17 protein-coding genes and 1 tRNA gene are annotated in these 21,406 nt (G+C 37.8%); 11 read left to right on the top strand and 7 right to left on the bottom strand.

Annotated elements, in window-relative coordinates:
* Positions 1-307 precede the first annotated feature (307 nt).
* Both NDQ75_RS04025 and dusB read left to right on the top strand, forming a co-directional pair.
* Entirely contained in the window at positions 308-1,501 is a 1,194-nt protein-coding gene (locus NDQ75_RS04025) for a C40 family peptidase (protein ID WP_202028086.1), read from the top strand.
* A 135-nt stretch (positions 1,502-1,636) separates the two neighbouring features.
* A complete protein-coding gene (dusB, locus tag NDQ75_RS04020; protein ID WP_202028085.1) occupies positions 1,637-2,629 on the top strand; it encodes a tRNA dihydrouridine synthase DusB in 993 nt (330 codons plus the stop codon).
* Between the two features lie 72 nt (positions 2,630-2,701).
* On the opposite strand, the gene NDQ75_RS04015 is transcribed toward dusB, so the two are convergent.
* Positions 2,702-3,415 carry an SDR family oxidoreductase gene (locus NDQ75_RS04015; RefSeq protein ID WP_202028084.1) on the bottom strand — a complete coding sequence of 238 codons (714 nt, stop codon included), beginning with the start codon at positions 3,413-3,415 and terminating at the stop codon, positions 2,702-2,704.
* A 200-nt stretch (positions 3,416-3,615) separates the two neighbouring features.
* On the opposite strand from NDQ75_RS04015, the gene NDQ75_RS04010 reads away from it, so the two are divergent.
* From NDQ75_RS04010 to NDQ75_RS04000, 3 genes are all read left to right on the top strand, one after another.
* A tRNA-Ala gene (locus NDQ75_RS04010) sits at positions 3,616-3,689 on the top strand.
* 134 nt (positions 3,690-3,823) lie between these two features.
* Positions 3,824-5,152: an MATE family efflux transporter gene (locus NDQ75_RS04005; protein WP_202028083.1), complete on the top strand. Its 1,329-nt coding sequence runs from the start codon at positions 3,824-3,826 to the stop codon at positions 5,150-5,152.
* 280 nt (positions 5,153-5,432) lie between these two features.
* Positions 5,433-6,200 carry an enoyl-CoA hydratase/isomerase family protein gene (locus NDQ75_RS04000; protein WP_202028082.1) on the top strand — a complete coding sequence of 256 codons (768 nt, stop codon included), beginning with the start codon at positions 5,433-5,435 and terminating at the stop codon, positions 6,198-6,200.
* Here the strand turns inward: NDQ75_RS04000 and NDQ75_RS03995 are convergent.
* Positions 6,190-6,537, bottom strand: a complete 348-nt coding sequence (locus NDQ75_RS03995) for a hypothetical protein (RefSeq protein WP_202028081.1) — start codon at positions 6,535-6,537, stop codon at positions 6,190-6,192. The genes NDQ75_RS04000 and NDQ75_RS03995 overlap by 11 nt on opposite strands.
* Before the next feature lie 129 nt (positions 6,538-6,666).
* Positions 6,667-7,845: an acyl-CoA dehydrogenase family protein gene (locus NDQ75_RS03990; protein WP_202028080.1), complete on the bottom strand. Its 1,179-nt coding sequence runs from the start codon at positions 7,843-7,845 to the stop codon at positions 6,667-6,669.
* Positions 7,846-8,098: 253 nt separating this feature from the next.
* Between NDQ75_RS03990 and NDQ75_RS03985 the strand changes: the two genes are divergently transcribed.
* Complete coding sequence (locus NDQ75_RS03985) at positions 8,099-8,518, top strand: hypothetical protein (protein WP_202028079.1); 420 nt, start codon at positions 8,099-8,101, stop codon at positions 8,516-8,518.
* 43 nt (positions 8,519-8,561) lie between these two features.
* Here the strand turns inward: NDQ75_RS03985 and NDQ75_RS03980 are convergent, their stop codons facing one another.
* The 4 genes from NDQ75_RS03980 to NDQ75_RS03965 all read right to left on the bottom strand — a co-directional run bounded on the left by NDQ75_RS03980 (position 8,562) and on the right by NDQ75_RS03965 (position 13,110).
* Entirely contained in the window at positions 8,562-10,844 is a 2,283-nt protein-coding gene (locus NDQ75_RS03980) for a GH92 family glycosyl hydrolase (protein ID WP_202028078.1), read from the bottom strand.
* Positions 10,845-11,280: 436 nt separating this feature from the next.
* A complete protein-coding gene (locus tag NDQ75_RS03975) occupies positions 11,281-11,997 on the bottom strand; it encodes a tRNA1(Val) (adenine(37)-N6)-methyltransferase (RefSeq protein ID WP_202028077.1) in 717 nt (238 codons plus the stop codon).
* Between the two features lie 10 nt (positions 11,998-12,007).
* The gene (gene rimM, locus NDQ75_RS03970; RefSeq protein WP_202028076.1) at positions 12,008-12,532 is read right to left on the bottom strand and encodes a ribosome maturation factor RimM; all 525 of its coding nucleotides are present in this window, start codon (positions 12,530-12,532) and stop codon (positions 12,008-12,010) included.
* 8 nt (positions 12,533-12,540) lie between these two features.
* The gene (locus NDQ75_RS03965) at positions 12,541-13,110 is read right to left on the bottom strand and encodes a 30S ribosomal protein S16 (RefSeq protein WP_202028075.1); all 570 of its coding nucleotides are present in this window, start codon (positions 13,108-13,110) and stop codon (positions 12,541-12,543) included.
* A gap of 443 nt (positions 13,111-13,553) precedes the next feature.
* Between NDQ75_RS03965 and NDQ75_RS03960 the strand changes: the two genes are divergently transcribed.
* The 5 genes from NDQ75_RS03960 to NDQ75_RS03940 all read left to right on the top strand — a co-directional run bounded on the left by NDQ75_RS03960 (position 13,554) and on the right by NDQ75_RS03940 (position 21,399).
* Positions 13,554-14,579, top strand: a complete 1,026-nt coding sequence (locus NDQ75_RS03960; protein ID WP_202028683.1) for a ligase-associated DNA damage response exonuclease — start codon at positions 13,554-13,556, stop codon at positions 14,577-14,579.
* A 161-nt stretch (positions 14,580-14,740) separates the two neighbouring features.
* Positions 14,741-16,327, top strand: a complete 1,587-nt coding sequence (locus NDQ75_RS03955) for an ATP-dependent DNA ligase (protein WP_202028074.1) — start codon at positions 14,741-14,743, stop codon at positions 16,325-16,327.
* Positions 16,328-16,515: 188 nt separating this feature from the next.
* Positions 16,516-18,987 (top strand): ligase-associated DNA damage response DEXH box helicase, encoded by a 2,472-nt coding sequence (locus NDQ75_RS03950; protein WP_202028073.1) that lies wholly within the window; start codon positions 16,516-16,518, stop codon positions 18,985-18,987.
* Between the two features lie 89 nt (positions 18,988-19,076).
* On the top strand, positions 19,077-19,634 hold the full coding sequence (locus tag NDQ75_RS03945) for a hypothetical protein (RefSeq protein ID WP_202028072.1): 558 nt from the start codon (positions 19,077-19,079) through the stop codon (positions 19,632-19,634).
* A 379-nt stretch (positions 19,635-20,013) separates the two neighbouring features.
* A complete protein-coding gene (locus NDQ75_RS03940) occupies positions 20,014-21,399 on the top strand; it encodes an alpha/beta hydrolase (RefSeq protein WP_202028071.1) in 1,386 nt (461 codons plus the stop codon).
* The last annotated feature ends 7 nt before the right edge of the window (positions 21,400-21,406 follow it).

Here is a 21,406-nt window from a genome sequence, read left to right as displayed (position 1 = left end):
ATAACCAATTTAAAACGCTGGGATAAGTAATAAAGGAATATTAGAAAGATAAATTGTACTATTTTATCGCTTATACCATTTGTGCTTAGAATTTACTGTAAAAGAAAATACTAATTTTTTTTCTTTATAGGAATTAGAAAAATAAAGCATAGCCTTAGTTACGGTTTCTTTTTATAATGAGCTAGAAAGGAAAAAAGGGTGTTTTATTACGGTAAATTCTAATTATAAATGGTATTAAAACGGAATTTCAATAAAAATGAAGTTAATTTGTAGTTTCGATGTAGTTTATTTTTTAAATATGAATACCATGTTAGTAAGAAAATTGTTTTGCCTATTGCTGATAACCGTTTCGTTGTTTGCTTGTAATACTCCTGAAGAGAACAAAGCAGAAGCCAATGAAGTGAGTCCGATTATTTCTTCCGTAAAGGAGGAATTTGCACCTGATAAGCGCGTTGCTTTATTTGATGTGGAAGCTGAAAAGTCGGAAAACGGTTATGTTTTAAAGGGCAATTCTAATATTCCTAAAGCGGTTGAAAAACTTCAGCAAAAATTAAAGGAAGAAAACATAACATTTGTAGATAGTGTAGCCATTTTGCCTTCGGAAAACTTGGAAGGAAAAACGCAAGGGGTAATTAAAATTTCGGCCGCTAATTTAAGGGGAGCACCCAAACATTCGGCAGAATTGGTTACGCAAGGAACGTTGGGAATGCCTGTGAACGTGCTAAAAAAAGAAGGAAGTTGGTATTTAATCCAAACACCAGATAAATACATTGCTTGGGTGGATTACGGTGGCGTGGAGCCTATGGATAAAGAAACCTTTGCGGCTTGGAAGGCTTCAGAAAAAATAATTTATACCAAAACTTCTGGTAGCTCGTATGCGGAGGCGAATACAGATTCGCAAGTAATTTCAGATATCGTAGCGGGTAATATTTTGCGTCTGGAAGGCGAGGAAAACGATTTTTACAAAGTCACTTATCCCGACGGAAGAACTGCTTTTGTTAGTCAAGAAGAAGGGACTCCTTACCAAGAATGGATGGAAGCGTTACCGCATACAAAAGAAGGTTTGGTGGCTACCTCTAAAACCTTGATGGGGCTGCCGTATTTATGGGGTGGAACTTCACCAAAAGGAGTGGATTGCAGCGGTTTTACTAAAACTATTTATTTCTTAAACGGAATGGTAATCCCAAGGGATGCTTCTCAACAAATCCACGAAGGTATTTTGGTAGATGACAGTAAAGATTTTAGCAAGTTGCAACCTGGAGACCTTCTTTTCTTCGGAAAAAAGGCCACGGAGGACTCCAAAGAAAGAGTTATTCATGTAGGAATGTGGATTGGCAACAACGAGTTTATTCATTCCGCCGGAAGGGTTCATATTAGTAGTGTTGACAAGAATGCTGAGAATTTTGATGAATATAACTTGAACCGTTATTTACGTACCAAACGTATTCTAAATGAAAACACAAGCGGATTGATTTACCTCGACAAAAAGGATATTTTTTAATGTCAATACAGAAATCAAAAAGCTTCAAGTCATTCTAATTCCATATATGCTTGTATATTCTAAGGTAGGTTATTTCGAACTCACCTTAAATACTTATCTTTGCACCTGAATACGAACGCTTAAACTAATATAATTGTGGCAAAAATTGGATCGATAGATGTAGGGGACTTTCCTTTGTTATTAGCACCGATGGAAGATGTGAGTGACCCACCTTTTCGTGCATTGTGCAAAGAACAAGGGGCAGATGTGGTTTATACGGAGTTTATTTCTTCGGAAGGATTAATTCGTGATGCGGCAAAAAGTGTTCAGAAATTAGACATCTACGAGAAGGAACGACCAGTGGGAATTCAAATCTTCGGTGCGGAGCTCGACTCCATGCTGCAAGCCATTGATATTGTTGAGAAATCCAATCCAGATATTATTGATATCAACTTTGGTTGTCCCGTAAAAAAAGTTGTAAGTAAAAATGCCGGTGCCGGTATTTTAAAAGATATTCCTTTGATGGTAAAGCTTACTGAAGAAATGGTAAAGCGAACCAATCTTCCGGTAACGGTAAAAACACGTTTGGGGTGGGATTCAGAAACCATTAAAATAGTTGATGTTGCCGAAAGACTTCAAGATGTGGGGATAAAAGCGATTTCCATCCACGGCCGTACAAGGGTTCAAATGTATAAAGGGAGCGCAAACTGGGCACCTATTGCTGAAGTTAAAAATAATCCCCGAATGCATATTCCTGTTTTTGGGAACGGTGATGTAGATACTCCAGAAATGGCAATGAAAATGCGCGATGAATATGGTCTTGACGGAGCGATGATTGGAAGGGCGAGTATTGGTTACCCATGGTTTTTTAAAGAAGTAAAGCATTACTTTAAAACGGGGGAGCATTTGGCGCCTCCGACCATTGAAGAGCGTGTAAAAGCCGCCCGTCGCCATTTACAGATGTCTATCGACTGGAAAGGAGAGAAATTAGGGGTTTTTGAAACCAGAAGACACTACACTAATTATTTTAAAGGGATTCCTCATTTTAAAGAATACCGAATGAAAATGGTTACCAGCGATGACGCAGCCGATGTATTTGCTGCATTTGATGAGGTAGAAGAAAAATTTGCAGACTTTCAGTTTGCTTAGAGATAAAAATTTAAAAAAAAGAAAACCTCCGAAAGTAAAAAGTTACTTTCGGAGGTTTTTTTTAAACAAGTTCTATTTTTTATCAGGTCTAGAAGGTCTAACCTCAATTTTACTCGGTAATGTTCTTGGGTGCATATTTAATAGATCCACCACCATTTGTCCGATATCTTCCGGTTGAATCTTCCAAGCATCCTTTTCAGAAGGCGTGTTGTTATTAAAATGCGTAGCCACAGAACCTGGCATAATGGTTGAAACCTTTATGTCGTACTTTCTTAAATCGAGCATGGCAGCCTGTGTAAAACCAACTACACCAAATTTGGTGGCATTGTAACCCGCTCCATTGGCAAAGAAATTGGTTCCCGCCAAACTAGCTAAGGTCATGTAATATCCTTTTGATTGTTTTAAGGCCTCCACCGATGCTTTCAAGGTATGAAAAACACCATTGAGGTTGGTGTCTATCATTTGGTGCCATTCTTCATCAGTAAGCTCGTCTACCGGAGCATAATGCCCAAGTCCGGCATTAGCGAGAACGACATCCAATTGTCCAAATTTATCCAAAATCTTTTTTACGGCTTCTTTTTCATTTTCTAGCTTCGTAACATCCGAAGAAAGTCCCAAAACCAAACTATCATCGCTACTTAAGCTTTTAGCGGCTTTTTCGGCATCTTCCAATTTTCGACCACTAATAGCAACTTTCATACCTTGTTTTAGAAGCGCTTCTGCGACTCCGTATCCTATTCCTTTCGTTCCGCCTGTTATATAGGCAACTTTTCCTTTTAAGTCCATTTATTTCAAGTTTTTTCTAAAATTAATAGCAAATCGAGAGAGTTAAAAATGCATGGTGTTATTCTTTTCTTAAAAGGGAGGAGGGATTAGTCTTCTGTAAGTTACAAGACAATTTGTTGGATTTGTTTTTTAAGTGAATAAAAGATACTTTTTTAGTGGAGATATCAAAAAAAAATATAATTTTGACATCCCAAACAAATGGGGCATTAGCTCAGCTGGCTAGAGCGCTACACTGGCAGTGTAGAGGTCATCGGTTCGACTCCGATATGCTCCACATCAAAAACCACCGCTACATAGCGGTGGTTTTTTGTTTTTGTAGATATCCATACCGCCCACAAAGCTCAATCCAAAAAGGTTTAAGCAAAAAGGTTTCTTATTTTTGCACAAAGTTTTAATGAAACTACTCTATTGAAAACACCCAAGGTAACCTTTAAAGAAATCAATACATTGGCTATTCCTGCTATTATTGCAGGCATTGCAGAACCATTGATTTCGTTAACCGATATCGCTATCATAGGAAATGTAGAGAAAAATCCGGTCGAAGCTTTGGCGGCAGCGGGCATTGTAGGTTCTTTTCTTTCGGCTATTATTTGGATTGTAGCCCAAACCAAAACAGCTATTTCGGCAATTGTTTCACAGCATTTCGGGGGTAAACGCTTGCATGCGGTTAAAACATTGGTTCCCCAGGCGTTGTTTTTTAATCTGTTGTTAAGCGTTGTTATTTATTTGAGTACGGCTTTGATAGCTACGGAAATTTTTAGCCTTTACAATGCTGAAGGATTAATACTCCAATATACCGCCGAATATTACACCATTCGAGCGATGGGTTATCCCCTAACGTTGGTTACGTTTGCCATTTTTGGTGTTTTTCGAGGAATGCAAAATACCTTGTGGGCCATGAAATGCAGTTTAACAGGTGCAGCGGTTAATATTGTTTTAGATTATATTTTGGTGTACGGAATCGACGGACTTATTCCTGCAATGCATTTGAAAGGTGCGGGTTACGCTAGTGTTTGTGCCCAATTTACCATGTTGCTAATGGCACTTTACTTTTATATGAAGAAAACGCCATTCGGATTTAAAATTAGTCGGAAAATTAATCCGCAAATGAAAAACCTACTTCTCATGAGCGTTAATTTATTTGTTCGGACTGCCGCCTTGAACTTCGCTATTTATCTGGCGAATGCCTATGCAACCGACTATGGAAAAAACTACATCGCAGCACAAAGTATTCTAATGAATATTTGGCTGTTCTTCTCTTTTTTTATTGATGGTTATGCCAACGCGGGTAACGCTATTTCTGGAAGATTACTGGGCGCGAAAGAATATAACCGACTTTGGAATTTGAGTATCGATATTTGTAAATATGCCATTTTTATAGCCGTAATTTTAATGGTTGTTTGCGGTGTTTTCTATGATGAAATCGGATTACTTTTCAATAAGGAGGAAACAGTTCTTGCTTTGTTTTCATCCGTTTTTTGGGTGGTCTTGCTCATGCAGCCGGTAAATGCAGTAGCTTTTATGTTTGATGGAATTTTTAAAGGTCTTGGTGAGGCAAAATACCTGCGGAATGTACTGCTCGCGGCAACGTTTCTAGGATTCACCCCAGCGTTACTCATTTTTGATTACTTCGGAATGAAACTTTACGCTATTTGGATTGCCTTCTTCGTTTGGATGCTTGTCCGTTCACTAGCTTTGGTCATTAAATTCCGAAGGAAATATGTAAATGCCGCTTAGTTTCCCTACATTTGGATTGTAATTTCCTTATCCAAAGAATAATTTTCAAAAGCTCCGAGAACAGGAGCTGAGGTAGGAAGCGACGCGGAGTTTTGAAAATGGTTTTTCGACTTTATGGTCGAAAAAATTCCTCGGGATAAGGCGCCTTTTTCTTTGTTTCGTTTCTTTTGGGCGAGCAAAAGAAACCGACGAAGGAGGTTCATGAATACCTTTAAAAAAACAATTAAAGATCAATGAACTAAATGAAAGGGTTTAATGAATGAACCAAACACATAAAAACATGCCAACAAATAGAAACAACGGAAGCCTCTTTACTAAAATAGAAAACCGCATTGCTACAGTAGAATTCGGTCATCCAGCAAGTAATTCTTTTCCTTCGGAATTACTTTCGCGTTTGGCTACCGAATTCAATAAGTTATCAGCAAACGATAAGGTTTCTATAATTATTTTGAAAAGTGAAGGTGAAAAAGCTTTTTGTGCGGGTGCATCTTTTGATGAGTTATTAGCAATTACCAATGCCGAAGAAGGACAGAAATTCTTCGAAGGTTTCGGAAATGTAATTAATGCTATGCGAAAATGTAGAAAACTCATTATTGGTCGGGTGCAGGGAAAAACGGTTGGCGGCGGTGTTGGTTTGGTTGCCGCCTGTGATTATGCCATTGCCACGGAAGCTGCGGCCGTGAAACTTTCGGAATTAACCATAGGTATTGGTCCGTTTGTAATTGCCCCAGCCGTAGAAAGAAAAATGGGTGTTGCCTCTTTGGCGGAACTAACGTTAGCGGGAACGGAGTGGAAAAATGCGTATTGGGCGAAGGAAAGAGGCTTGTATGCAAAAGTATTTGAAACTATTCCTGAAATGGACAAAGAAGTGGATATTTTAAGTGCGAACTTAGCTAGCTACAATCCCGAAGCTCTTCTTGATATGAAAAGAATATTATGGGAAAACACCAACCATTGGGATTCACTACTTGTTGAAAGAGCGAAAACATCTGGTAAATTGGTACTTTCCCATGAAACTAAAAATGCATTAAAGAAATTTAGAAAGTAAGTTCTTCCGCCTCCAACGCTCTATTTACATTTGCTGTAACGGTTGGAAAGCTGCTAAAAAACTTTCTTCCATCGGTTCTTTTTAAACGTGCAATTTGTTCCCCATCGTTATTTGTAGATACTTCTGTAACCACTACTTCATTATTAAATACTGTTTTATAATCGGGAACACCGCCACGTTTAATAATGATGTTCTTTCTTGGAAGTTCAATGTGGCTGAAATCACTTTTAGAAATGCTGTTGATTGTAAAAACGTCACCTACATTTACTTCTTTTTCCTGTGCGATAGCTGAAATCATAAAAAATGAGAATATCGCAAATAATAGCCGTTTTTTCATAACTAAATCGTTTAATCGTTAATATTAACTCGTTCTATTAACAAATATACAAAAACAGCTATGGAAAAATTATCAATAGATTCTTAAAATAATCTTCGAAAACATAAGAATTTTAACAATTTGAAGCGGTTATTTAAAAGCCTGTTCCCCAGTAATATCCAATCCGGTTATTAACAGATGAATGTCGTGAGTACCTTCATAAGTAATTACACTTTCAAGATTCATCATGTGTCTCATGATGCTGTATTCACCGGTAATTCCCATGGCGCCTAAAACTTGTCTTGCCTCCCTGGCAATATTCAAGGCCATATCAACATTGTTTCTTTTTGCCATTGAAATTTGAGCAGTGGTGGCTTTCCCTTCATTTTTAAGTTGTCCTAGGCGAAATGCCAACAACTGAGCTTTGGTAATTTCAGTAATCATTTCCGCTAATTTTTTTTGCTGAAGCTGATAAGCGGCAATAGGTTTGCCAAACTGAATACGCTCTTTAGCGTAACGCAAAGCTGTATCGTAACAGTCCATCGCAGCTCCAATGGCACCCCAGGCAATGCCATAACGTGCAGAGTCCAAACAACCCAATGGTGCGCCCAAACCAGATTTGTTCGGAAGTAAGTTTTCTTTCGGTATTTTAACGTTATTAAAAATCAATTCCCCAGTCGCCGATGCCCGAAGAGACCACTTGTTATGAGTTTCTGGAGTGGAAAAACCTTCCATACCGCGCTCTACGATGAGTCCGTGAATTCTACCTTCTTCGTTTTTTGCCCAAACAATCGCAATATCTGCAAAGGGAGCGTTTGATATCCAAAGTTTAGCCCCGTTTAAAATATAATAATCCCCTTCTTCTTTAAATTTAGTTTCCATTCCGCCAGGATTAGAACCATGGTTCGGTTCTGTAAGTCCGAAGCAACCCACAAATTCTCCAGAAGCTAACTTCGGAAGAAATTTTTTGCGCTGCTCTTCCGTACCGTATTTCCAAATAGGATACATAACCAAAGACGATTGTACCGAAGCAGTAGAACGTACACCACTATCGCCGCGCTCTATTTCCTGCATAATGAGTCCGTAGCTTATTTGATCCAGACCAGCGCCACCATATTCTTGCGGAATATAGGGTCCAAAAGCACCTATTTCCGCCAAACCTCCTATGATTTGTTTTGGAAATTTTGCTTGCTGCGCATATTCTTCGATAATGGGAGAAACATCTTTTTTTACCCAATCCCGCGCCGCATTACGTACGAGTTTGTGTTCTTCTGATAAAAGGTCGTCTATCTGGTAATAATCAGGTGCGGTAAAAAGGTCTGGTTTCATATTTTTTTAATGATTTTACCCAAAGGTAACTAAAGAAATATAACAAAGCAAAGCATAAATGTTTCAAAATAAACTTTTAGATAGTGTCATTCATTAGGTTGAATTTCAGTTAAATAACTTTATCATGAAGAGCGCCTTTTTAAAATGTAATTTTTTTTCTTAATTATTTTCAGTAAGATTGTATGTTCCCAAGATTAATACACCTACTTGAACACGCATGGGGTTACTGAATAAATTCATTGAGAAATTAAAAATGAACTTTTCTAGCACTAAGAAAGATAATAATTCACTTCTAGGTACTTGGGTAGCGCTCTCTTATGCTGAAAAATTATATAAAAATGGAGTTCTCGTTAATGAGGACGAACTTTTGTATGATAAAAACCAACATTTTGAGATAAAGTTCAAAAAAAATGATGCTTTTGTTCAAACCGAACAGACCAACGAGCTTGGTAAAATAGAAGCAGGTAAAAACAAGCGCGGAGGAATGTATAAAATCACCGGACAAACAGTTACGCTTTATTACGGTTCATCTTTTGATGAGGAAAGCACCGTAGTTTTATCTTTTGAAGTTTCCCAGAATGGCCAACAATTAACTACCAAAAACGTTTACGAGCGAAAAGATGTCGATGACATTTTTAAGCACGAAAGTACACGGATTTTCAATAAAAAATAATCTTTACCAATTACTGAATATTCTTCCTTGTTTAAAGTGTGTTTTACTTTTTCAAAGAAAGCGAATATGGGACATCCTTAGAACCAGTTCCCCGTTGCTTGTTGGGGACTGAACTCATTTCAAATTCAATTTCAGCTCCCTTCATGAGCGTTTCGTGCGATAAAAAGTTTTTTTCATACTCCTTTTGGTTCACTTGCATTTGATTAATATATCGATTTTCCTCACTGTTGTTTTTTGCCGATAAAACCACTTTTTTACCATTTTCCAAATGCAAAGTAGCTTTCGGAAATAAAGGAGCGCCGAGAACGTATTCGTTCGTTGCGGGACAGACAGGGTAAAATCCTAATGCTGAAAAAACATACCATGCAGATGTTTGTCCGTTGTCCTCATCGCCGCAATATCCATCTGGAGTCGGCATGTACATCCTATCCAAGGTTTCTCGAACCCAATATTGCGTTTTCCAAGGTTCACCAGCATAATTGTAAAGGTAAATCATGTGCTGAATAGGTTGGTTTCCATGCGCATATTGACCCATATTCGCTATTTGCATTTCCCTTATTTCATGAATCACGAATCCGTAATAACTTTCATCAAACGCGGGCGGTAGACTAAAAACATTATCCAATTGATTTACAAACGCTTCTTTTCCGCCCATGAGGTCTATTAATCCTTGTATGTCGTGAAAAACGGACCATGTATAATGCCATGCATTTCCTTCCGTAAAGGCATCACCCCACTTAAAAGGATTAAAAGGTTTCATAAAACTGCCATCTTTGTTTTTTCCACGCATTAAGTTCGTTTCGGCATCAAACAGCTTTTTGTAGTTTAAACTTCGCTGTTTGTAATATGCTATTTCCTTTTTAGGTTTCTGCAGTGCTTTGGCCAACTGATAGATAGCAAAATCATCGTACGCATATTCTAAACTTCGGGCGGCACTTTCGTTAATGCCAATATCGTAAGGTACATATCCCAATTTTTTATAATCCTCGGCTCCAGCTCGTCCCACAGCGGTTAGCGGACCCGCATTATTGGCTCCATGAACTACGGCTTCGTAAAGCTTTTCAATATCGTAATCGGGTTTATCAATCTTTAAATAGGCATCTGCCACCACGGATGCTGAATTGTTTCCAACCATAACATTGCGAAGTCCCGGACTTGCCCATTCCGGTAGCCATCCGCTTTCCAAATAAGCATTTACCAATCCTGCCTGAATTTTATTATTCATTTCTGGGTACATTAAATTCAGTAAAGGAAACAAAGCCCTAAACGTATCCCAAAAACCGGTATCTGTGAACATGTAGCCAGAAAGCACTTTCCCGTTGTACGGACTGTAATGCACGGTTTCCCCTTCATTGTTTATCTCATAAAACTTTCTTGGGAAAAGTAAACTTCGGTACAGGCATGAGTAAAACGTACGGAACTGATCGGTGGTGGCGCCTTCAATTTCAATACGGCCCAAAACGTCATTCCAAGCCTTGCGTCCTTCTTCTTTTATTGCTGAAATATCCTTGTCTTCTATTTCTTTTAAATTGATTTCAGCTTGATCAAAACTGATGAATGAAGAAGCTATTTTTGCGTGTACTTGTTGTCCTTTTTTGGTTTTAAATCCGATTACTGCACCAACATGTTTCGATTCACTTTCCAAGGCATCTTGTAAAGTATTCTCCGTAAAAGTTTCGTTGCTGGAGAATGGCGTGTCAAATTCAATAACAAAATAGTTTTTAAAATTATCGGGAACGCCACCGTTATTTTTAGTGCTGTAGCCAATTATTTTATTTTCCTTCGGAAGGATTTTTATAAACGAACCTTCATCCATGGCATCGATAACCACGTAAGCACTGTCGGTTTCGGGAAAAGTAAACCGGAAAAGCGCCGCCCGTTCGGTTGGGGTGAATTCTGCAGTAACATCATGGTCGGCCAAATAAACACTGTAATAATTCGGTTTTACTACTTCGGATTTATGGGAAAACCAACTTGCTCGATCAGTTTGCGTGTAACCCTTTTTTCCTGTAATGGGCATGATGGCAAATTGGCCATAATCGTTCATCCATGGTGATGGTTGATGCGTCTGCTTAAAGCCGTTTATCTTATCGGCATCGTACTGATATGCCCAACCGTCGCCCATTACGTTGGTTTGGGGTGTCCAAAAATGCATTCCCCAAGGCCGAGCGATGGCCGGATAGACGTTTCCATTAGACATTTCCATGCGGGAATCGGTGCCCATAAGCGGATTCACATAATCGACGAAATCAGGTTTTGTGCTGGTCTGAGAGAAAAGCGCAGTAGCGGCGAAAATTATGAAAGTTAGATTCGTAAGAATTTTCATGGTATGTAATATACAGATTGTTGGTTATTGCAGAAGTATTTTAAATATGTCTAATCAATTAATTATCAATTTTACACTAAAATATTTTGTGTTCATTTTTTCCATTGATGAAAAAACGAACCAAAAAAATCTAGGCTTGCTTTAAAAATATGAGAAAATACTACGGAAACCCCAGCCACTGATAAAAATAACTCACCCTCCCTTCAGTCGGTCTCAAACAGATTTTTATCAATCATCCATGCTGCTTCCTTGATTTTCAATGTTTTTAAAGAGGCCAAAATAACTCCAAAAATGTAAAATTTTATAAACGAATATCTCTTCGCCACACTTTTACATTTTCAAAAATATTCTAAGTTATGTTCAATTGTAACGATAATACAAAATTTTATCGAGTACTTTTAAAAGGAAAACATCAAAAAGTACTTGAAAACTGTCATTACATCTTTAAATAAAAATCTTTGGTAAGGGCTATGTATTCTTCGGTGTATTCGTGACGCTCTTTTTCGATAATCAGCGTGGAGGTAAGTATTTCTTTTTGCTGAAAAGTGAGTTCGATAAGACTTCTTTTAACTTCAGATGTGGGGTTGCCTTTTACATGGGTAATGCGTGAAGGAAAGAGATTTTCCCTTTCGGCCAATTGAAGAAATTCCTTTTCCTCTTTAAAAGGAATAATGGTTGTAAACGTTCCGTTTTGATTTAAAAACTTCGCAACACCACTTATTAATTCAGAAAAAGGAAGTGAAAAGTTGCTCCTAGCCAGGTCTCTTTGCTCGTTCCCAGAAAAGACGTTCTCGCTGTAAAAAGGAGGGTTGGAAACGATGAGGTCATAAGTGTCGTCCATTTCGTCTACAAATTCATCAAATCCTGCATGATAGCAAAACAGACGATCGCCCCAAGGAGAAGCTTCGAAATTTTCGACACATTGCTCGTAAGCATCGTCGTCAATTTCAATGGCGTCTATCAATTCTGCGGTGCTTTTCTGTGCGAGCATTAACGCCACTAAGCCAGTTCCCGCACCAATATCCAAAATAGAAAAAGGATTGGATGCAACAGACGTCCAAGCACCCAACAATACGCCATCAGTGCCAATCTTCATGGCACAGCGATCTTGTTGAATAGTAAATTGTTTGAATTGAAAGGGCTTGCTGGACATTTAGATGAGATTATAGGTAAAGATCTATGAGTCCTTCCGGTGTTCTTACTACAATCTCTCGGTTTTTTCGATCTACTTTTTCAATAAACTCATCGTTCATTGGAATCAAAATTTGTTTGCCATCATTTTCCACTTCAAAAAGAGCTTGAGCGGTATTATCGTTTACGGAGACAATCGTTCCCACTTTTCCGTAGGAAACATCCGTCATGGTAAAACCGATAATTTCATGGTAATAAAATTGATTGCCAGATAATTTTGGTAGGAAAGAAAGCGGTAGGTACAGCTCACTTTTCATAATGGCATCGGCGTCGGCTTCATTGTCAACATCTTCCAATCGCATTCTTAACAATTGCGATTTATGTAACGAAGATTTTTGAATAAAAAAAGGAACCAGATTACTGCCATGGGCAATAAATACTGATTCCAAATTTTCGTAAAGTTCAGGTTCGTCGGTATCGAGCTTTGCCAATACCTCACCCTTAAAGCCGTACTTTTTTACAATTTTACCGAGATAGAAGCAATCTTCTTTTCTCATAAAAATAATTAAGCGTCAGCTTGCTTTTCTTCTTGAGCTTCGTCAGCAGCAGGCTCTTCAGCTTGTGCTTCGGCTTCACCTTCAGTTTCAGCTTGTGCAGCTTCTTCTTCAGTGTTTGCAGCAGCTTCTGCTTGTGCAGCTTCAGCCATACGCTTCTCATTGATTTCTTTTTCAGCTTCCAACGCTTTTGCTTTCGCTTCTTCTTGCGCTTTAGCTAAATCACTTTTCTTAGCGTCAACTTTGCCTTCTTTCTCTTCAACCCAAGCCTCAAATTTCTTTTGAGCATCTTCTTCGGTTAAAGCACCTTTAGCAACACCACCAAGTAAGTGATGCTTCAACATAACACCTTTGTAAGAAAGGATTCTTTTAGCTGTATCAGTTGGTTGCGCACCATTCTGAAGCCATTTTACAGAACCATCTACATCCAAATCGATTTGAGCTGGATTGGTGTTTGGATTGTAAGTTCCTAGTTTTTCTAGAAATTTACCATCTCTTTTTGCGCGAGCATCTGCCGCTACTACCCAGTAAAATGGTTTTCCTTTTTTACCGTGTCTTTGTAATCTAATTTTAACTGGCATAATCCATTAATTAGTGGAGGTTCCCGACCCCCTGTTATTAATTTAAAATTGCTCGCCCTAAGGCTAAAGCACACCTAAATTCTGCTTAGGCGGGTGCAAATATACGCTATTTCTTGTACTCTTCTATAAAAGTTGGAATTTTTTTAAATAACCTGCTGTATGTTAATGTTTTGATAAAGTATATACCAAAATATAATTTGTTGCGTTACACTTATGCACATCCCCATTTCTTCTTACGTTTTTGAATACAAAATTTGATGGATCGAAAGGTTCATCCCCCCAACTACATACATTATATATTATACGAAGTTTTAATGCGCGTAGTAATTACAAATCCCAAATAGGTCAGTAAATTTTGACTGATTTGGGATTTTTAGTATAACATTACCATAAGGGGTTATGATTTTATGCGTTCAATTTTGTATTTTCCGTACGCTATGAAATTGAAAAAACCTTTGTTGGAATTTACCGATCGTGGCATTTTTTGCGAAAAAGCCAATGTGTACCTCGATCCCTGGAAGCCTGTGGATAAGGCTTTGATAACCCATGGTCATGCTGATCATTCCCGTTGGGGGCATAAAAACTACATTACTTTTCACAACAATATTCCTATTATCAAACATCGATTAGGTGATCTAAATGTCTCCGGACGAAGCTACGGGGAGTCTTTTGTGGTTAACAATGTGAAATTTAGTTTTCATCCTGCGGGACATATTCCAGGATCTTCTCAAATAAGGGTGGAGCACAAAGGGGAAGTTTGGGTGTTTACGGGGGATTATAAACTAGCCGATGATGGCATATCTACCCCTTTTGAACCTATTAAATGTCACAGCTTCATTACGGAATGCACTTTCGGATTACCAGCTTTTAATTGGCGTCCGCAGGAAGAGGTGTTTTCAGATATTAATGAATGGTGGCTTCAGAATAAAAAAGAAAACAAAACCTCTGTGATTTTTGCTTATTCCCTCGGAAAAGCCCAACGCGTAATTAAACACTTGGATACTTCCATTGGAAAAATATATACCCACGGAGCTGTGGAGAATATGACAGAAGTTTTACGCCCTCAACTCAATTTACCACCTACAGAATTAATCACAAGAGAAACCGATAAAAAAGAAATTGAGGGAAATATTATTGTGGCACCTCCAAGTGCGCACGGAAGCGTTTGGTTGAGAAGATTCACCCCTTTTGTAACGGCCACGGCAAGCGGATGGATGGCTTTTAGAGGGGCGAGAAGAAGAAGAGCTATTGATAGAGGGTTTGTACTCTCGGACCACGCCGATTGGGAAGAATTACTAAAAGCGATTAAAGAAACGGAATGTGAAAAAGTAATTGCGACCCATGGATACACCGATATTTTTTCGCGCTATCTGCAAACCTTGGGTTACGATGCCCGTACCGAACAAACACAATACGAAGGAGAAAATTTAGAAGAAAAAGCCGAAAAGGAAGCTATTTCCCAAAATTAATCGCCGTGAAATAGGAATGAATAATGAATATCTCTTTTGAGATAGAAAATGTCAGGTCGAGCGCAGTCGAGACCTTATTTATAATACGCAAACCAAACGACCTCTCGACTGCGCTCGAGGTGACAAGAAATTACTAAAGAGGATTAATAAAACAGAAATATGTGAAAGAATTTTCTACTCTCATAAAAAAATTGGACACCACCAATAAAACCAATATCAAGGTGGATGCTTTAGCTGATTTCTTCAAAATTGCGGAGCCAAAAGATAAGTTGTGGGCCATCGCATTGCTATCGCATCGAAGGCCTAAGCGTCCTGTGAATACAACTTTGCTGCGCGAGTGGGCTTCGGAAGAAGCCAATATCCCACTTTGGTTGTTTGAAGAATCGTATCATATTGTTGGAGATTTGGCAGAAACTATTGCGTTGGTCATTCCTACGGCACAATCAAATAATGAAAAGAAATTACATGAAATTATTGCTGAAGTTATTCAGTTGAAAGATTGGGATGAGGCAGATAAGAAAAAATACCTTCAGCAAAAATGGCGAGAATTGGATTATTACGAGCGTTTTGTTTTTAATAAAATCCTTACTGGAAGTTTCCGAATTGGTATCAGTCAGAAACTCATGACACGGGCGCTCGCTAAAGCCACGGAAATTGATGAAGACGTGCTGGCGTATAAATTAATGGGGAATTGGACGCCGCAAACAATTACTTTTCAAAAATTGATTTTAGAGGAAAATGAAGAAGATTACCTTAGTAAACCGTATCCGTTTTATTTGGCGTACGCTTTGGAGGGAGAGCCAAGCGATTTAGGCAATATTGAAGAGTGGTACTTTGAACACAAATGGGATGGCATCCGCTCACAGGTAATTGTTCGAAACAACGAACTTTTTGTGTGGAGCCGCGGGGAGGAATTGGTAACCGACAAGTACCCGGAGTTTCAAGAATTCGTTACACATTTCCCTGACGGAACCGTTATTGATGGCGAGATTTTAGCCTTTACGGAAGGTTCTATTGGTACTTTCAACGAATTGCAAACGCGAATTGGGAGAAAAAACGTATCCAAAAAGTTACTGGAAAAAACGCCGGTTATTTTAAAAGCATACGATTTGCTGGAGTGGAACGGCGAAGATATTAGAAACAAGTCATTTCAAGAGCGTCGTAAGGTGCTGGACAATTTTTACAATAGTCAGAAAAAGAATAATTTACCATTCCATTTGTCGGAAATCATGCAGTTTTCTACTTGGGACCAAGCTGCCACAGAACGGGAGCAAGCAAGGGAAGTAAAAAGCGAAGGCTTGATGCTAAAACGCAAAGATTCGCCGTATCTCGTGGGAAGGAAAAAAGGTGATTGGTGGAAATGGAAAGTAGATCCGCTCACTATCGATGCCGTTCTCACTTATGCCATGCGTGGCCATGGAAGGCGAACTAATTTATTTACAGATTACACCTTTGCACTTTGGGACGATAAAGAGTTGGTAACGTTTGCGAAAGCGTACTCTGGATTGACGGATGCAGAATTTCGAAAAGTGGACAATTTTGTAAAGAAAAACACTTCCGATCGTTTTGGGCCAGTTCGGCAAGTGGTTCCCGAATTGGTTTTTGAAATCGCTTTTGAAGGAATTGCAGAAAGCAAGCGACATAAAAGTGGCGTTGCCGTTCGTTTTCCACGTATTTTACGATGGCGTAAAGACAAGAAAATTGAAGAAGCAAATACTTTGGAAGATTTAAAAGCTCTATTGCCTTAAAAAGATTAATATGGTAGTAATTAAATAAATAAGGGAATAAAGTATAAGTGTCAGGTCGAGCCTGCCTTAGTCGGCAGACAGGCGGAGTCGAGACCTCATTAAGTAAACAAACCAAATAACCTCTCGACTACGCTCGAGGTGACATTGCGTTTAAAAATTAAAGTTTTTAGGATCAAATCAACTTCAAGTTGGACAAAAACAAAAATTACAAAAAAGAACTGTTTAACATTGCAGAACACTGGTTTTTATCGCAAAACTGGAAACCTTTTCCGTTTCAGAAAAAAACTTGGCAAGCCTATTTAGAAGGTAAAAACGGATTACTAAACGCGCCTACAGGTAGCGGAAAAACTTATGCACTGTGGATTGGGATTGTCTTGAAATACATTCAGGAAAATCCTGATTATAAAACCAAAAATCCCAAAGGAGTAAAAGCAGTTTGGATTACGCCCTTAAAGGCATTATCGTTGGAAATTCAACAAGCTACACAACGATTCTGCGATGAAATAGAATTGCCTTTTACCGTGGGTATTAGAACGGGCGATACGCCACAAAAAGAACGGGCTGCCCAAAAACGAAAAATGCCCGATTTACTCATTACTACTCCAGAAAGCCTTCATTTATTACTTTCATCTAAAAATTACGATAAAACTTTTTCTACTTTAAATGCAGTAGTAGTAGACGAATGGCACGAATTGTTGGGTTCGAAAAGAGGCGTGCAAATTGAATTGGCACTTTCCCGATTAAAAACCGTCTGTTCGCCATTACAAATCTGGGGAATTTCGGCTACCATTGGAAATTTAGAGCAGGCTCGGGGAGTGTTGTTGGGACCCAATTCCGTTGCCCTAAAAAATTCAATCTTACTCCGCGCCAACCTAAAGAAAAAAATAAAAGTGCGCTCCATTCTCCCCGATACCATGGAAAAGTTCCCGTGGCGGGGCCATTTAGGACTTCATCTTCTGGAAAAAACAATTCCAATTATCGAAAAAAGTAAAACCACTTTGCTTTTCACCAATACGCGGGCACAATGCGAACTTTGGTTTCAAGCCATTTTGGCAAAGCATCCTGAATTTGCTGGGGAAATCGCTATGCACCACGGTAGTATTGGCAAAGAAACCCGACTTTGGGTAGAGGGCGCTATTCGCAATGAAAGTCTGAAAGCAGTGGTGTGTACCTCGAGTTTGGATTTGGGGGTCGATTTTGCGCCTGTAGAGACCATCATTCAAATAGGTGGACCCAAAGGAGTCGCTAGATTTATGCAACGGGCAGGACGAAGTAAGCACAGGCCCGGAGAAGAAAGTGTTATTTATTTTTTACCCACCCACGCCATCGAACTTATCGAAGCTTCAGCACTTAAAAATGCCGTAAAAACAGCGCAAGTGGAAGATCGTATTCCATATTTACTTTCTTTCGATGTTTTAATTCAGTATCTCACTACCCTAGCTGTTTCCAATGGATTTTTCCCTGATGAGATATTTAAGGAAGTAAAAACTACTTTTTGCTTTCAGGGCATGACAGAAGAAGAGTGGAATTGGGTGCTTCGTTTTATTACCGTGGGAAGTGAATCGCTGGAAAATTATGACGAATACAAAAAAGTAATGGTCAATGAGGAAGGAAAGTTTTTAGTAGAAAGTCGGCGCACCGCCATGCGACACCGATTGTCTATTGGAACTATTGTGAGTGATGCCGTACTTTCAGTAAAATATTTAAAAGGAGGCTACATTGGTACTATTGAAGAATGGTTTATATCCAAACTAAAGCCCGGCGACGTTTTTACTTTCGCTGGACGGAATTTGGAGCTCTTCAGTATAAAAAACATGAAAGTGCTGGTGAAGAAATCCAAGCAGAAAAGCAGTAAAGTTCCAAGTTGGATGGGTGGAAGAATGAGTTTTTCATCACAGATGAGTGAATTGCTTCGGAAGGAATTATACAACTATCATACGGAAACTATTTCTTCGGAATTAAAAGCTTTGGGGCCTGTTTTTGAAAGGCAAACCAAAGAATCTATCGTTCCTACTGATAAAGAATTTCTTATTGAGACTTTTAAAACCCGAGAGGGACACCATGCTATTTTCTATCCATTTGAAGGGAGGTTTGTTCATGAAGCCATGGGAAGTTTATTGGCATACCGCATTAGTCTTTTGCAGCCCATAACTTTCTCCATTGCCTTTAACGATTATGGATTTGAGTTGCTTTCCGATCAAAAAATAGATATTCAAAATGTATTGGATAACGATTTGTTTACGCCACGATTTATGCATGCCGACCTCGAGAAAAGTTTAAATGCCACGGAAATGGCCCGCAGAAAATTTAGGGATATCGCCGTTGTAGGCGGACTCGTATTTCAAGGGTTTCCTGATAAACTTTTAAAGAGCAAACACCTGCAAAGTAGTTCGCAATTGTTGTTTAATGTGTTTCGGGATTACGAACCCGAGAATTTATTGTACCTCCAATCCTATCGGGAAACTTTTGAGCATTCTTTGGAGGAAGGAAGGCTCATTCAGGCATTGGAGCGCATAGAAATCCAACAGATAGTTTGGCGGGAATGTGAAAAGCCTACGCCGTTTTCCTTTCCTATAATTACGGATAGATTGCGGGAAAAATTATCTTCAGAAAAACTCGCCGACCGAATACGTAAGATGAAATTACAACTGGAGAAATAATGGTAACTTTACGAAACATCTCCTGCAAGGTTTTGGCAACCTTGTAGGTGTTGGAAGTTAGGCAATATTGAATAAAAAAACTCTTTATTATGAATTATAATTTTAAAACGCATTTGCATAATTATGCTGTTTGGACGGCTTCAAGAGCTTCACAAAGAGGATTTACAACTACTGAAAATATAACGTTAGCAATAAATAAAACTGAATTACAAGAATTTGCTATGTTAGACAATATATTACCAGAAGAATTCAATAGCTTTCATAGGAAAACATCTAAAATAATAATTGATGAAATTGAAAAAAGAGGAATAAAAACAAGCTATGGACGAGCAGCTAAAATTATAGCTATATATCTTAAAACAGCTGTTGTAATTAAAAATTCAGGTCAAGGAAATCTTGCGAAAGTTATACATCCTCCAATTGATAATATATTACTTAAAAACATTAATCGAGCACATAAAGAATTGAAATTAGGAAATATAAAATGGACATATTTAAAAGAGAACGAATATTTTAATCTCATATACAAATTGAAGACCCTTGATTTCGAATATTTCTGGGAACTTGAAGAATATTGGAATCCGATAAATAATTCGCACAGAAATGTAGACTTAAAAAAGTTTGGAGGTAGTGCTGTTGAATACTAATAAATTATTGGATGTTGACTTAAATAAAATACCGAAAAGTAGCAGTATCGCAATTGGAAGTTCTTATTTATCAGGATTAATAACTCCGATTAGTGAATTAATTGAACAATACGGAGAGGGGATATTGTTAAAAAAAAGAAAATAAAAAACGTTTCCTAATACCTTATAACAGCAATTGTGGCTCAGTGTCCTGCGACAAAATGATTATACAGCCCAAAAAGGAGCAAATAAGCTCTCTAAAAATACATTTATTACTTAAGGTTTCATCCTGAGTTTGCCTGCCTGCCATAGCATTTCGGGTAGGTCGAAAAATTTTCTTAACTCCAAAGTCGTAAAAAGATAATGGTAAGTTTGTAGATAGATAATTATAAAACTGAAAATGAAGAACCCTTTAACAATAATCTTTTTCGTTTGCAACCTAACAATATTTGGGCAAAATGTGGACGGAATTGGATATCAGATAATCGAAAAAAAACTGAATTCCGATTATTTTCAAAATGAGAGGAAAGTAAAGATATTCCTGCCAAAGGATTATTCCGAAACAAAAAAATATCCTGTAATTTATACGCTTGATGGTTTTGAGCTTTTTCCCATAACAAGTAGCTATACAAATTTCTTAATGCAATATGATGTAATTCCTAAATCTATCGTAGTAAGCATTTTTCACAATGACAGAAATTATGAAACAAACCCTAATTATGGACAAAATGCAAACATTCCAAAAACTGAATTTTTAGAAGGCTCTGAAAAATTAAAAAATCATCTAATAAATGAAGTCAAACCATTAATTGAGAAAGAGTACTCTACTTCAAATTACAATGTTATTGTAGGACATTCGAACACTGCTACTTTTGTTAATGAAATGATATCAAAAGAATATAATCCTTTCCAAGCCTTTATTGCAATATCACCCGATTTGGCAGATGAACAAATAGATTTCTTAAAAGAATTCATATCTATTAAAGGAATTGAAAAATTTAGCTACTTCGTATCTTCTGGTTTAAAGGATGACCAATATCGTTTGGAAACAGGTAAAAGATTGGACACAATCTTTAAAATGAACAATTACAACGACTTATTTCAACATAAAATCTATAATGCAGGACATCGAGACCTAGTCCCAAAATCTTTGAATGACGCCTTAATGTTTGTCTTTTCAGATTATAGAAATTTTGATGATTTTGAAACAACATCAAGAACCACGAACTTTTCAGTGAAAGACTATTTGAAAAAAAAGGTTGAAAACACCAACAACACCTATGGGATTTCTTCCACGCTCAATGAGGATGATTATCTCTATTTAATTGAACAAATCACTAATGTGAATAATAGATTACTTCTCGACCAAATTTTGGAAGTGGGTAAAGAAAATAACTTCTATCCAGGAAACCATCTGTATTCAGATAGAGCTCAATGGTATGAACAGGCAGGATTTTATGAAGAAGCTATTAATAATTGGAAATTGCAACTCGAAAATGGATTTTATGAAAACACTTTCTATTTTGAGAGACCATTCAGATTATTTAATGAAAAATTAAACAGACCAAAGGAAGGAATTGAATTTTTAAAAACGTCAATGGATAAATATCCAGATGGAAAACTTGTTTTCAACTATTGGATTGCCAAAACCATTTTGGATAACGATTTAAAAAGAAAAGATGGAATCAAGGCAATTGACTATTGTATCAAAAATTTCAAGGAAAACAAGAAATTTAGCCTCCATGATGCGAAAAAAATACAATTGGAATTATTAAAAAATAAATGAAGTTTCC

Source organism: Galbibacter mesophilus, from assembly GCF_023721415.1.
In the GTDB taxonomy this organism is placed as follows: domain Bacteria; phylum Bacteroidota; class Bacteroidia; order Flavobacteriales; family Flavobacteriaceae; genus Galbibacter; species Galbibacter mesophilus.
The sequence above is the reverse complement of the archived record's forward strand: the minus strand, read 5'-3'. Positions and strand labels throughout refer to the sequence as shown.

What these genes read in the sequence shown, in the direction of transcription:
- NDQ75_RS04025 (WP_202028086.1), top strand. Translation starts at nt 308, where the DNA reads ATGTTAGTAAGAAAATTGTTTTGCCTATTGCTGATAACCGTTTCGTTG.
- NDQ75_RS04015 (WP_202028084.1), bottom strand. Translation starts at nt 3,415, where the DNA reads ATGGACTTAAAAGGAAAAGTTGCCTATATAACAGGCGGAACGAAAGGA.
- NDQ75_RS04000 (WP_202028082.1), top strand. Translation starts at nt 5,433, where the DNA reads ATGCCAACAAATAGAAACAACGGAAGCCTCTTTACTAAAATAGAAAAC.
- NDQ75_RS03995 (WP_202028081.1), bottom strand. Translation starts at nt 6,537, where the DNA reads ATGAAAAAACGGCTATTATTTGCGATATTCTCATTTTTTATGATTTCA.
- NDQ75_RS03990 (WP_202028080.1), bottom strand. Translation starts at nt 7,845, where the DNA reads ATGAAACCAGACCTTTTTACCGCACCTGATTATTACCAGATAGACGAC.
- NDQ75_RS03985 (WP_202028079.1), top strand. Translation starts at nt 8,099, where the DNA reads ATGAACTTTTCTAGCACTAAGAAAGATAATAATTCACTTCTAGGTACT.
- NDQ75_RS03980 (WP_202028078.1), bottom strand. Translation starts at nt 10,844, where the DNA reads ATGAAAATTCTTACGAATCTAACTTTCATAATTTTCGCCGCTACTGCG.
- NDQ75_RS03975 (WP_202028077.1), bottom strand. Translation starts at nt 11,997, where the DNA reads ATGTCCAGCAAGCCCTTTCAATTCAAACAATTTACTATTCAACAAGAT.
- rimM (WP_202028076.1), bottom strand. Translation starts at nt 12,532, where the DNA reads ATGAGAAAAGAAGATTGCTTCTATCTCGGTAAAATTGTAAAAAAGTAC.
- NDQ75_RS03965 (WP_202028075.1), bottom strand. Translation starts at nt 13,110, where the DNA reads ATGCCAGTTAAAATTAGATTACAAAGACACGGTAAAAAAGGAAAACCA.
- NDQ75_RS03945 (WP_202028072.1), top strand. Translation starts at nt 19,077, where the DNA reads ATGAATTATAATTTTAAAACGCATTTGCATAATTATGCTGTTTGGACG.
- NDQ75_RS03940 (WP_202028071.1), top strand. Translation starts at nt 20,014, where the DNA reads ATGAAGAACCCTTTAACAATAATCTTTTTCGTTTGCAACCTAACAATA.